The organism is Rahnella bruchi, from assembly GCF_003614975.1.
In the GTDB taxonomy this organism is placed as follows: Bacteria; Pseudomonadota; Gammaproteobacteria; order Enterobacterales; family Enterobacteriaceae; genus Rahnella; species Rahnella bruchi.
The window spans coordinates 179,028-191,855 of the sequence record NZ_QZWI01000006.1; the positions used below are offsets into that span (position 1 = coordinate 179,028).

At 51.4% G+C, this 12,828-nt stretch carries 13 protein-coding genes; 9 read left to right on the forward strand and 4 right to left on the reverse strand.

The window, feature by feature from the left end:
* Window positions 1-21: 21 nt before the first annotated feature.
* The 6 genes from murC to lpxC all read left to right on the forward strand — a co-directional run bounded on the left by murC (window position 22) and on the right by lpxC (window position 6,744).
* On the forward strand, window positions 22-1,497 hold the full coding sequence (gene murC, locus D5398_RS13290; RefSeq protein ID WP_120508087.1) for a UDP-N-acetylmuramate--L-alanine ligase: 1,476 nt from the start codon (window positions 22-24) through the stop codon (window positions 1,495-1,497).
* Window positions 1,490-2,410: a D-alanine--D-alanine ligase gene (locus D5398_RS13295; protein ID WP_120508062.1), complete on the forward strand. Its 921-nt coding sequence runs from the start codon at window positions 1,490-1,492 to the stop codon at window positions 2,408-2,410. The genes murC and D5398_RS13295 overlap by 8 nt, the downstream gene beginning before the upstream one ends.
* Window position 2,411: 1 nt before the next feature.
* Window positions 2,412-3,248 (forward strand): cell division protein FtsQ, encoded by an 837-nt coding sequence (ftsQ, locus tag D5398_RS13300; RefSeq protein WP_120508063.1) that lies wholly within the window; start codon window positions 2,412-2,414, stop codon window positions 3,246-3,248.
* Complete coding sequence (gene ftsA, locus D5398_RS13305) at window positions 3,245-4,501, forward strand: cell division protein FtsA (protein WP_009634688.1); 1,257 nt, start codon at window positions 3,245-3,247, stop codon at window positions 4,499-4,501. The genes ftsQ and ftsA overlap by 4 nt, the downstream gene beginning before the upstream one ends.
* A gap of 71 nt (window positions 4,502-4,572) precedes the next feature.
* Window positions 4,573-5,727, forward strand: a complete 1,155-nt coding sequence (ftsZ, locus tag D5398_RS13310) for a cell division protein FtsZ (RefSeq protein ID WP_112286943.1) — start codon at window positions 4,573-4,575, stop codon at window positions 5,725-5,727.
* Between the two features lie 99 nt (window positions 5,728-5,826).
* Complete coding sequence (lpxC, locus tag D5398_RS13315; RefSeq protein WP_120161921.1) at window positions 5,827-6,744, forward strand: UDP-3-O-acyl-N-acetylglucosamine deacetylase; 918 nt, start codon at window positions 5,827-5,829, stop codon at window positions 6,742-6,744.
* A gap of 12 nt (window positions 6,745-6,756) precedes the next feature.
* Here lpxC and D5398_RS13320 read toward each other — a convergent pair whose 3' ends face one another.
* Complete coding sequence (locus tag D5398_RS13320) at window positions 6,757-7,281, reverse strand: DUF721 domain-containing protein (RefSeq protein ID WP_120508064.1); 525 nt, start codon at window positions 7,279-7,281, stop codon at window positions 6,757-6,759.
* Window positions 7,282-7,307: 26 nt separating this feature from the next.
* On the opposite strand from D5398_RS13320, the gene secM reads away from it, so the two are divergent.
* From secM to mutT, 3 genes are all read left to right on the forward strand, one after another.
* Window positions 7,308-7,835 (forward strand): secA translation cis-regulator SecM, encoded by a 528-nt coding sequence (secM, locus tag D5398_RS13325; protein ID WP_120508065.1) that lies wholly within the window; start codon window positions 7,308-7,310, stop codon window positions 7,833-7,835.
* Window positions 7,836-7,915: 80 nt separating this feature from the next.
* A complete protein-coding gene (secA, locus tag D5398_RS13330; RefSeq protein ID WP_120508066.1) occupies window positions 7,916-10,633 on the forward strand; it encodes a preprotein translocase subunit SecA in 2,718 nt (905 codons plus the stop codon).
* Window positions 10,634-10,744: 111 nt separating this feature from the next.
* Window positions 10,745-11,146, forward strand: coding sequence for an 8-oxo-dGTP diphosphatase MutT (gene mutT, locus D5398_RS13335; protein WP_120508088.1), 402 nt, complete (start codon window positions 10,745-10,747; stop codon window positions 11,144-11,146).
* An 80-nt stretch (window positions 11,147-11,226) separates the two neighbouring features.
* On the opposite strand, the gene yacG is transcribed toward mutT, so the two are convergent.
* From yacG to coaE, 3 genes are read right to left on the reverse strand one after another with little or no spacing between them, the layout of a single operon-like run.
* Complete coding sequence (gene yacG, locus D5398_RS13340) at window positions 11,227-11,424, reverse strand: DNA gyrase inhibitor YacG (RefSeq protein WP_013576999.1); 198 nt, start codon at window positions 11,422-11,424, stop codon at window positions 11,227-11,229.
* Window positions 11,425-11,433: 9 nt separating this feature from the next.
* Window positions 11,434-12,186, reverse strand: coding sequence for a cell division protein ZapD (gene zapD, locus D5398_RS13345; protein ID WP_120508067.1), 753 nt, complete (start codon window positions 12,184-12,186; stop codon window positions 11,434-11,436).
* Complete coding sequence (coaE, locus tag D5398_RS13350) at window positions 12,179-12,808, reverse strand: dephospho-CoA kinase (RefSeq protein WP_120508068.1); 630 nt, start codon at window positions 12,806-12,808, stop codon at window positions 12,179-12,181. Before coaE ends, zapD begins: the two co-directional genes overlap by 8 nt.
* Window positions 12,809-12,828: the final 20 nt, after the last annotated feature.

Below are 12,828 nucleotides of genomic sequence, written 5' to 3' on the forward strand. Positions count from 1 at the left end.
CCTGAAATAGTGAATAAAAACGTGAATACACAACAATTGGCGAAACTGCGTACCTTCGTGCCCGAGATGCATCGTGTCCGGCACATTCACTTTGTTGGCATCGGTGGTGCCGGCATGGGTGGTATCGCCGAAGTGTTGGCAAATGAAGGCTATCAGATCAGTGGATCTGACCTGGCACCGAACCCGGTAACGCAGCAACTGACGGCGCTGGGCGCGACGATTTATTTTAATCACCGCCCCGAGAACGTGCTTGATGCCAGCGTGGTCGTAGTATCGACGGCGATTTCGTCCGATAACCCGGAAATCGTTGCCGCACGCGAAGCGCGAATACCTGTGATTCGCCGCGCGGAAATGCTCGCTGAGCTGATGCGTTTTCGTCACGGTATCGCCGTGGCAGGTACGCACGGCAAAACGACGACCACGGCGATGGTCACCAGTATTTATGCCGAAGCCGGTCTGGATCCGACATTTGTTAACGGCGGACTGGTCAAAGCGGCGGGGACACATGCGCGTCTGGGCTCCAGCCGTTTTCTGATTGCCGAAGCAGATGAAAGCGATGCATCGTTCCTGCATCTGCAACCGATGGTGGCCATTGTGACCAACATCGAAGCGGACCATATGGATACCTATCAGGGTGACTTTGAAATCCTGAAGCAGACGTTCATTAATTTCCTGCATAACCTGCCATTCTACGGACGAGCAGTGATGTGCATTGATGATCCGGTGATCCGCGAGCTGATCCCGCGCGTGGGCCGCCATATGACGACTTACGGTTTCAGCGAAGACGCCGATGTGATTATCGAAAATTACCGTCAGGTCGGCGCGCAGGGGCACTTTACCCTCCGCCGTCAGGACTTGCCGCTCATCAGCGTGACGCTGAATGCGCCGGGCCGTCATAACGCCCTGAATGCCGCCGCCGCCGTGGCCGTTGCGTCAGACGAAGGTATCTGTGATGACGCTATTCTTCGCGCACTGGCAGGTTTCCAGGGAACAGGACGTCGTTTCGATTTCCTGGGCGAATATGCGCTGGATAACGTTAACGGCAAAACCGGTAGCGCGATGCTGGTTGATGATTACGGTCATCACCCGACGGAAGTAGATGCAACGATCAAAGCGGCACGCGCTGGCTGGGCGAACAAGCGTCTGGTGATGATTTTCCAGCCGCACCGTTACACGCGTACCCGTGATTTGTACGACGATTTCGCGAATGTACTGTCTCAGGTTGATGTGCTGATCATGCTGGATGTGTATCCGGCCGGAGAAGCGCCAATCCCGGGAGCAGACAGCCGCTCACTGTGCCGCACCATTCGTGCGCGCGGGAAACTGGATCCGATTTTGGTTTCTGATATTGAAGCCGTGCCGGAAAGTCTGGCGCAGATCCTCGAAGGTGACGATTTAGTTCTGGTTCAGGGTGCCGGTAATGTCGGCAGAGTGGCCCGTAAATTGGCGGATCAAAAGCTGCAACCAGTAAAGAAAGGTGAAGAACATCATGTCTGAGAAAGTAGCAGTATTGTTGGGTGGTACTTCCGCAGAACGCGATGTGTCATTACAGTCCGGCGCTGCGGTGCTGGCTGGCTTACGTGAATCCGGCATTGATGCTCACGGCATCGATACCAAAACTTTTAATGTGGCGCTTCTTAAACAAGAAGGCTTTGGCAAAGTCTTTATCGCACTGCACGGGCGCGGTGGCGAAGACGGTACGTTGCAGGGCTTGCTGGAACAAATTGGCCTGCCTTATACCGGCAGCGGTGTGATGGCGTCTGCGCTGACCATGGATAAATTCCGCACCAAGTTGGTGTGGCAGGCATTAGGTTTACCGGTCGCACCGTTTGTTGCACTGCATTGTTCACAAATTGAAGAAGCAGGGCAGGGCGCTCTGGCGGCAAAAATCGCCGAATTAGGTCTGCCGGTGATCGTTAAACCGAGCCGCGAAGGTTCCAGCGTCGGCATGAGCAAAGTGACAACTGAAAAAGAATTGCTGCCAGCCCTGCAGGAAGGCTTCCGTCATGACGATAACGTACTGATCGAAAAATGGCTGAGCGGCCCGGAATATACGGTTGCCATCGTGGGTGACGAAGTGATGCCATCAATTCGTATCCAGCCAGCCGGAACATTTTATGACTATCAGGCAAAATATCTGTCTGATGAAACGCAGTATTTCTGCCCAAGTGGTTTAAGCCAGGAGCAGGAGCAACAGTTATCTGCGCTGGCATTGCAGGCCTATCAGGCGCTTGATTGCAGCGGCTGGGGACGCGTTGACGTGATGCAAGACAGCGATGGCAGCTTTAACCTGCTGGAAGTGAATACGTCGCCGGGCATGACCAGTCACAGTCTGGTGCCGATGGCAGCCAAACACGCGGGGTTAAGTTTCCCGCAGCTCGTTTCCCGTATTCTGGCACTGGCGAACTGATATGTCTCAAGCCGCCCTGAATACCCGAGAGCGTGAGACGGTCGAAAACAACGGCCGTCGCAGTAACGGTGGCCAGCTGGCAGGGATCGTGTTTCTGTTGTTGGTAGTAGGTACGATTTTATGGAGTGCGTGGGCCGTTGTGGGCTGGATGCAGGATGCGAACCGATTGCCGTTGTCCCAGTTAGTGGTTACCGGGGAACGCCATTACACGACCAACGATGATATTCGTCAGGCGATTCTCTCCTTAGGGGCTCCGGGAACGTTCATGACGCAGGATGTAAACGTCATTCAGCAGCAGATTGAGCGTTTACCCTGGATAAAACAGGTCAGCGTCCGTAAGCAATGGCCGAATGAATTGAAGATACATCTGGTGGAGTATGTGCCGGTCGCACACTGGAATGATCTGCATATGGTTGATGCCGATGGCAAATCATTCAGCATACCCGCTGAGCGTGTGGTCAAACAAAAAATGCCGTTGCTTTACGGTCCGGAAGGCAGCGAACAGGATGTTTTGCAGGGCTTTCAAACAATGAGCCAGGCGCTGGCCGCCGGTAAGTTTACGTTGAAAGCAGTGGCAATGAGTGCGCGTCACTCGTGGCAGTTAACTCTGGATAATGATGTCCGGCTGGAATTAGGAAGAGATGACCGGATGGGACGTTTACAACGTTTTATCGAGCTCTACCCGCGATTCCAGCAACAGGCAGAGGCCGATAAGAAACGCATCACTTATGTCGATTTACGTTATGACAGCGGTGCGTCGGTAGGTTGGGCACCAGAGTTTATTGACCAGCAAAACAGTAATCAGCAACAGAATCAGGCACAGGCTAAACAACAATGATCAAGTCGACGGACAGAAAACTGGTAGTTGGGCTGGAGATCGGTACGGCAAAGGTCGCCGCATTGGTGGGGGAAGTTCTGCCCGATGGCATGGTCAATATTATCGGCGTGGGCAGTTGCCCATCCCGTGGCATGGACAAGGGTGGCGTGAATGATCTGGAGTCGGTGGTGAAATGCGTTCAGCGCGCCATCGATCAGGCTGAACTGATGGCTGATTGCCAGATTTCCTCTGTTTACCTTGCTTTGTCTGGTAAACATATCAGTTGTCAGAATGAAATAGGGATGGTTCCTATTTCAGAAGAGGAAGTCACGCAGGAAGATGTAGAGAACGTTGTGCACACTGCGAAATCAGTACGCGTGCGTGACGAGCATCGGGTTCTGCATGTGATCCCTCAGGAATATGCCATTGATTATCAGGAAGGGATCAAAAACCCGGTGGGACTTTCCGGCGTGCGTATGCAGGCCAAAGTTCACCTGATCACCTGCCATAACGATATGGCGAAGAACATTGTTAAAGCGGTAGAACGCTGCGGCTTAAAAGTTGACCAGCTTATTTTTGCCGGTCTGGCAGCCAGTTATGCCGTTCTGACCGAAGATGAACGTGAATTAGGTGTGTGTGTGGTCGATATTGGTGGTGGAACCATGGATATCGCGGTTTATACCGGCGGCGCACTACGTCATACTAAGGTCATCCCTTATGCAGGGAACGTGGTCACCAGCGACATCGCTTATGCGTTTGGTACACCACCGACCGACGCCGAAGCGATCAAAGTTCGCCACGGTTGTGCATTAGGATCGATTGTCGGCAAAGACGAGAACGTCGAAGTGCCGAGCGTAGGTGGACGTCCACCACGCAGTCTGCAACGTCAGACACTGGCTGAAGTTATCGAGCCACGCTACACAGAATTGCTGAATTTAGTGAACGACGAAATTTTGCAATTGCAGGAGCAGTTACGTCAGCAAGGCGTAAAACATCATCTGGCCGCTGGTATTGTTCTGACAGGCGGTGCAGCACAAATTGATGGTCTGGCAGCCTGTGCGCAGCGGGTATTCCATACCCAGGTGCGTATCGGGCAACCCCTGAACATCACCGGGCTGACAGATTATGCGCAGGAACCTTACTACTCAACGGCTGTAGGGCTGCTGCACTACGGGAAGGAGTCTCACCTGAGCGGTGAGGCCGAAGTGGAAAAACGCGCCTCAGTGGGCAACTGGTTCAAACGAATCAACAGCTGGCTGAGAAAAGAGTTTTAATGGTTTAACAACGGGATCATGCTGTTAAGGTTTTTGATCCCGACGCGACAGGCACAAAACGGAGAGAAACTATGTTTGAACCTATGGAACTGACCAATGACGCGGTGATTAAAGTCATCGGCGTCGGCGGTGGCGGTGGCAACGCTGTCGAACACATGGTGCGCGAGCGCATCGAAGGTGTTGAATTCTTCGCCGTTAACACCGACGCTCAGGCGTTACGTAAAACGGCAGTAGGCCAGACTATTCAGATCGGTAGCGGTATTACCAAAGGTCTGGGTGCTGGTGCGAACCCGGAAGTGGGTCGCAATTCTGCAGAAGAAGACCGTGAAGCCCTGCGCGCTGCGCTTGAAGGTGCTGACATGGTCTTTATCGCAGCGGGCATGGGCGGCGGTACCGGTACCGGTGCAGCGCCAGTGGTTGCTGAAGTAGCAAAAGATTTAGGTATTCTGACCGTTGCTGTTGTGACTAAGCCTTTCAATTTCGAGGGCAAAAAGCGCATGGCATTCGCGGAGCAGGGTATCGCTGAACTGTCCAAACATGTGGACTCCCTGATCACTATCCCGAACGATAAGCTGTTAAAAGTTCTGGGTCGCGGTATCTCTCTGCTGGACGCTTTCGGTGCGGCCAACGACGTCCTCAAAGGCGCCGTGCAGGGTATCGCAGAGCTGATCACCCGTCCGGGTCTGATGAACGTCGACTTCGCTGACGTGCGCACCGTAATGTCCGAAATGGGTTATGCCATGATGGGCTCCGGCGTGGCATGTGGTGAAGACCGTGCTGAAGAAGCAGCTGAAATGGCGATTTCCAGCCCGTTGCTGGAAGATATCGACCTGTCAGGCGCTCGCGGCGTTCTGGTTAACATCACCGCTGGCTTCGACCTGCGTCTGGATGAGTTCGAAACTGTGGGTAACACTATCCGTGCTTTCGCCTCTGACAACGCGACCGTGGTTATCGGGACTTCCCTTGACCCGGAAATGAATGACGAATTGCGCGTCACCGTTGTAGCGACCGGTATCGGCATGGACAAACGTCCTGAGATCACTTTGGTGACCAACAAGCCGGCAGCCCAACCAGTGATGGATCATCGTTATCAGCAGCACGGGATGTCTCCGCTGCCGCAGGAAACAAAACCCGCTGCTAAAGTGGTCAATGATCAAAGCGCGCAATCTAATAAAGAGCCCGACTATCTGGACATCCCGGCCTTCCTGCGTAAGCAGGCAGACTAGTCCGAATTGTAGGATCTCCGCTCTTTGTGCTAAACTGTCCCGCCGACCTTAAGGTATGCTTAGGTCGGTTGGATGGATAAACATTGCGAGATAAAAACGATGATCAAACAACGTACATTAAAACGTATCGTTCAGGCGACGGGCGTCGGTTTACATACCGGCAAGAAAGTCACCCTGACTCTGCGTCCTGCACCGGCAAATACCGGGGTCATCTATCGTCGCACTGACTTGAATCCACCGGTTGATTTCCCGGCAGATGCAAAATCCGTGCGTGATACCATGCTCTGTACTTGTCTGGTTAATGAGCATGACGTGCGTATTTCTACGGTAGAACACCTTAATGCGGCATTAGCTGGCTTGGGCATTGATAACATTGTTATCGAAGTCGATGCGCCTGAAGTGCCGATTATGGACGGTAGTGCTGCACCTTTCGTCTATCTGCTGATGGATGCAGGGATTGAAGAGCTGAACAGCGCCAAGAAATTCTTGCGCATCAAAGAAACCGTGCGTGTCGAAGACGGTGATAAGTGGGCTGAGTTCAAACCATTCAATGGTTTTTCTCTGGACTTCACTATCGACTTCAATCACCCGGCGATTGATTCCAGCTCACAGCGCTACAAAATGAATTTCTCCGCTGAAGCATTTGTTCGCCAAATTAGCCGCGCACGTACTTTTGGTTTCATGCGTGATATCGAGTACCTGCAGTCACGTGGTTTGTGCCTGGGTGGCAGCTTTGATTGCGCTATCGTTGTGGATGATTACCGTGTGCTTAACGAAGATGGCCTGCGTTTTGAAGACGAGTTCGTTCGTCACAAAATGCTGGATGCTATCGGTGACCTGTTCATGTGTGGACATAACATTATTGGTGCGTTTACCGCATTCAAGTCTGGTCACGCATTGAACAACAAGTTATTGCAAGCGGTACTGGCTAAGCAGGAAGCCTGGGAATTAGTTACCTTCCAGGATGAGGCTGAATTGCCACTGGCTTTTAAAGCACCTTCCACAGTATTGGCGTAATCGATACTCGTATTACTTATTACGACTGGTTGTTTTGGCACCCTCTCCGGCCAACCCAGCCAGTCGTTCTAATGCCTTCCTCAGTTTTTCCGGGCTACGGCTCGCAAGTTCTCTTAATTCCTCAGCACTTTGCGCACTCAAATGTCTGACCGGCATGGATTCAGAAGCGATCGCTTGATTTTTAATCGCAATCTGCGAGGCATTTTCCATTTTCGCCATAAGCGAAGGATTAATCCTGATGTCGATTGATGACAATGATGGTAGAATTTGCGCTCGAAGTGCAGAGAGTAATGCAGGTTGTTCATAGCGTAATCGCATCATCCAGCTGGCATTAGCAATCTCGAGTACTAAAACACCCTGTCGATAATTACCGACACGACACCATGGTTGCATGGGCGTCGGTAACAGACCTTTCACTGCGCGGTTGAGTTTTAATAACGCCGCTGCACGCTGTTGAACAATGCGCAGCGGGCTTTGCTCAGTGGAAGATGCGTCATCGAACAGGATATCTAATAATTGTGGGCGACTATCGCGCATGACGGGCTCCGGCGGATTGTAAACTTGTGATTGGCATTCTAAATCGTTGGCGACAATTTGGCAGAAGGTATTTTTGGCCGCATCTCCTTTTGGGGATGGTCGCGGCGAGCCTTGGCGTGTCAACGAACCTGTCGCAAACGGAACTGCCTGCGGTTCCCAATACGTCCTCAAGTCTAAACCGTCTTAACATCGGGAGTACAGGGCTGAGTAATCTTGCATTACTCCAGGCGAATCGCCGCCCGTCTTTCGGTGTGGATTACTGGCAGCAACATGCGTTGCGCACGGTCATCCGTCATCTCTCTTTTGCTCTCGCTCCGCAGGTAGTTTACACCGTTGCCGCGCCGGAAGTAGTGGCTGAAGAAGCCGGACCCTTACACGTTCAGCAACTGGCTTTGCTGGTTACTCTGAATGCTTTACTGACACATGAATCCAAACCACCGGTTATCATCCGTCAGACGCAACAACCTTTTCTAACCTTCTCTTTACCGCACCAGACTGGCCTGTGGTTAGCACAGGTGCAAGGCATTCGTGCTGGCCCAACCTCCCTGATTTAACAGACTGTAATTTTAAACTCTATCTATAAATCAATAAATTAGTGGCCAGTTTACATGGCCTCCAAGAGATATTAAGCATAATGTTAATCAAATTATTGACCAAAGTTTTTGGTAGCCGTAACGATCGTACACTTCGTCGTATGCGTAAAGTTGTCGACCTGATCAACCGCATGGAACCTGAAGTTCAAAAGTTGACGGATGAGCAACTGCAAGCGAAAACCAATGAGTTCCGTGAGCGTCTGGCAAAAGGTGAAGTACTGGAAACCCTGATCCCGGAAGCTTTTGCTGTGGTTCGTGAGTCCAGTAAGCGTGTGTTCGGAATGCGTCACTTTGACGTTCAGTTGCTCGGCGGTATGGTCTTGAACGAGCGTTGCATCGCGGAAATGCGTACCGGTGAAGGTAAAACGCTGACCGCAACGCTGCCAGCCTATCTGAACGCACTGAGCGGTAAGGGCGTTCACGTTGTTACCGTCAACGACTACTTAGCCCAGCGTGACGCCGAAAATAACCGTCCGTTGTTTGAATTCCTTGGCCTGAGCATCGGCATCAACTTACCTGGTATGCCTTCACCGGCTAAACGTGCTGCTTACGCTGCTGACATCACTTACGGTACAAACAACGAATACGGCTTTGACTACCTGCGCGATAACATGGCGTTTAGCCCTGAAGAACGTGTTCAGCGTAAACTCCACTACGCGCTGGTGGATGAGGTTGACTCCATCCTGATCGATGAAGCACGTACTCCGCTGATCATCTCCGGCCCGGCCGAAGACAGCTCAGAAATGTACACCCGCGTGGACAAACTGATCCCTAAACTGATCCGTCAGGAAAAAGAAGATTCCGACACCTTCCAGGGTGAAGGGCACTTCTCCGTGGATGAGAAAGCGCGTCAGGTTCACCTGACCGAACGTGGTCTGGTACTGATTGAAGAAATGCTTGTAGAAGCAGGCATCATGGAAGAAGGTGAATCTCTGTATTCCCCGACTAACATCATGCTGATGCACCACGTGACAGCGGCACTGCGCGCACACGTGTTATTCACCCGTGATGTCGATTACATCGTGAAAGACGGTGAAGTTATTATCGTCGATGAACATACCGGTCGTACCATGCAAGGTCGTCGCTGGTCTGACGGTCTGCATCAGGCTGTGGAAGCCAAAGAAGGCGTTGAAATTCAAAACGAAAACCAGACACTGGCTTCTATTACCTTCCAGAACTACTTCCGTCTGTACGAAAAACTGGCCGGTATGACCGGTACTGCGGACACCGAAGCGTTCGAATTCAGCTCTATCTACAAACTGGATACCATTGTTGTGCCAACTAACCGCCCTATGGTGCGTAAAGATATGGCCGACCTGGTGTACATGACGGAGATGGAAAAAATTGGCGCGATTATCGAAGATATCCGTCAATGTACTGCGAACGGTCAGCCGGTCCTGGTCGGTACGATCTCGATTGAAAAATCAGAAGTCGTTTCTAACGAACTGACTAAAGCGGGCATCGCGCACAGCGTACTGAACGCCAAATTCCACGCCAAAGAAGCAGACATTGTTGCTCAGGCGGGTCAGCCAAGCGCGGTCACCATCGCCACCAATATGGCTGGTCGTGGTACCGATATCGTACTGGGTGGCAGCTGGCAGGTTGAAGTTGAAAACCTGGGCGAAGAAGTGACTGACGAGAAAATCGCTGAAATTAAAGCAGCCTGGCAGATCCGCCACGACGCGGTTCTGGCTTCAGGTGGTTTGCATATCATTGGTACTGAGCGTCACGAATCACGTCGTATCGATAACCAGCTGCGCGGCCGTGCGGGTCGTCAGGGTGATGCCGGTTCATCCCGCTTCTACCTGTCTATGGAAGATGCCCTGATGCGTATCTTCGCCTCTGACCGCGTATCAAGCATGATGCGTAAACTGGGTATGAAACCAGGCGAAGCGATTGAGCACCCTTGGGTGACCAAAGCGATTGCCAACGCTCAGCGTAAAGTTGAAAGCCGTAACTTCGATATTCGTAAGCAATTGCTGGAATATGATGATGTGGCGAGCGATCAGCGTCGTGCGATCTACAGCCAGCGTAACGAACTGCTGGACGTGTCTGATGTGAGCGAAACCATCGCCAGCATCCGTGAAGATGTGTTCAAAGCAACTATCGACAGCTACATTCCACCACAGTCTCTGGAAGAAATGTGGGATGTGAAAGGTCTGGAAGAGCGTCTGAAAAACGATTTCGAGCTGGAAATGCCGATTTCTGAGTGGCTGGATAAAGAGCCGGAACTGCATGAAGAAACCCTGCGCGAACGTATCATGGAGCTCGCGAAAGAATCTTACGCCCGTAAAGAAGAAGTCGTTGGCGCTGAAATGATGCGTAACTTCGAGAAAGGTGTGATGTTGCAGACCCTCGATTCCCTGTGGAAAGAGCATCTGGCGGCAATGGATTACCTGCGTCAGGGCATCCACTTACGCGGTTACGCGCAAAAGGATCCTAAGCAGGAATACAAACGTGAATCCTTCGCGATGTTTGCTGCGATGCTGGAATCTCTGAAATATGAAGTGGTCAGCGTGCTGAGCAAAGTTCAGGTACGTATGCCTGAAGAAGTTGAAGCGATGGAGCTTCAGCGTCGTGAAGAAGCAGAGCGTCTGGCGCGTCAGCAGCAGCTGAGCCATCAGGATCAGCAGGAAATCGAAGTGGCCGAAGCCGCACGTCTGGCTTCATCCGGTGAACGCAAAGTGGGACGTAACGATCTCTGCCCATGCGGTTCCGGCAAGAAATACAAACAATGCCATGGCCGCCTGCAAAAGTAAGCTCTCAGGTTAAGTCATCGTGTTAATCTTAAAGGCGGCTAATCACCGCCTTTATTTTTGTCTAAAAGTTCGTACAGGACAGTCTTTGCAGTCAGCGGATAGGTGGATACTGTGACGCTTAAACAACTGAATATCTCAGTCGGTATTATTCGTAATACTCAGAAAGAAATCTTTATTACTCAGCGTGATGCGTCATCGCATATGGCAGGTTTCTGGGAGTTTCCCGGCGGAAAAATCGAAGCAGGTGAAATGCCAGATCAGGCGGTGATCCGCGAGTTACAGGAAGAAGTTGGCATTGATGCGAAGGCTCCGGTTTTACTGAAAACGCTGGAGCATCGTTTCCCTGACCGTATCATCACTTTGTATTTCTTTATGGTAGAAGAGTGGCAGGGTGAACCGTATGGCAAAGAAGGACAGCCCAAGCGCTGGGTTGCTCAGTCTGATTTGAAGGCGGAAGAGTTTCCCCCGGCTAACGAAGTCATCGTTACTGCCCTTAAAAATAATCAGTACTGATTGCGGCTGTTATTCGATTACCCATACAAAAAGGGGCCAAAGCCCCTTTTTCATACCCTTTTTCTTACCCGTTTTCCTGACTAGATTTCTTCTTCACTCCAGTCGTCCAGGTCATTCACATCCCCTTTGCTCGGGATGCGTTTCTCTTCATCAGCCCATTCACCGAGATCAATCAGCTGGCAGCGCTTGGAACAAAACGGGCGGTATGGGCTTTGTTCACCCCAGACCACGATTTTCTGACAAGTCGGGCAATTTACTTCAATAATTTCAGGATCCATTTGCAACTCCTAGCAGCAGGCAAGTTCAAAATTCAGTCGCGCGGGAACCACGCCATGTTCGCTGTCCAGAGGTAAAAAGCGAATGGCATAACGGGTTTTATGCCCGGATACTTGCGGATAAAGTTGGTTTTCCATCGAGAGGCGCAATCGTAACAGATCTGCGCCTTCTGCGTTGTCCTGGAAAAAACCATTCAGGCTGATCTGATTACGAAACGCGCCGGACTGGCGGATCAGATCGAGAACCATCGTGAGTGAGTTATTCAGCGGAGCCAGCGTTTCGAGCCAGTTTTGTACTTCACTGTCACGCAGGGACTGAGCCAGATGCAGCCAGATATGCAGCGTCGGCAGATCAAAACTACAGCAGCCACCAGGAATACTCAGACGCTGACGGACCAGGGCAATCAGGCGATCTTCCTTCAGCGCCTGTCCGATACGCGGGGCTTTCATCAGCACGGTCGCACACTGTTTGAGGTCGGTGCGCAGTCCGTCAATTCTAGACAGATCCACGCCGGGAACGTCTTTCCACTGAGATAATTTTTGTTGCTGGCGTTCCAGTTCCTTCAGTAAATCAGTACGAACTTCTCCACGTTCCAGAACGTCGAGCAAATCGGATGCGGTTCGGAAAAATAACAGGGCGGAAGCAATCGAAGTGATTTGCGAATTAGAGTGCATCTGTTGCAACAAAAACTCGATACGCAACCAGGTGCGCATCTTCTCATTCAGTGGATGTTCAAAAAGAACGGTTGCAGCTACATCAGTCATGCTTGGCAATATCCTGTCTGTTTACTGATGCCGCAAATTCCAGATAGCGGCGATGTAATAAGGCAACATGCGGTTCGATAGATTTCGGGTCACCGCTGTTATCAATGATGTCATCCGCACAGGCCAGCCGCTTTTCACGAGTGACCTGCGCAGCAATAATATTTTCAGCCTGCTGACGACTAACGCCGTCACGAAGCATGGTGCGTGAAAGCTGGATCTGAGGCTCAACATCCACTACCAGTACGCGATTTGCCCGCGTCTGTAATCCATTTTCGATAAGCAATGGCACCACCCAGAGCACATAGGGCGTATCAGCCTGTGCAAAAAACTGCTGTGTTCTGGCATGAATAATCGGGTGCAGTAACTGGTTAACCCATTCTTTATCAGGCGGATAACTAAAAATTTTCTCCCGCAGAGCCGGGCGGTTCAGTGAGCCATCCGCAAGAATAATTTCGTTACCAAATCGTTGATGGAGCTGTTTTAGCGCAGGTTCCCCCGGCGCAACCACCTGACGGGCAATAATATCAGCATCGACAATGCTCACACCGTGGCGGGCAAAACTTTCGGCAACGGTACTTTTTCCACTACCGATACCTCCGGTCAATGCAACGATATAGCTCATGCTGATGCTCTGATAAAATT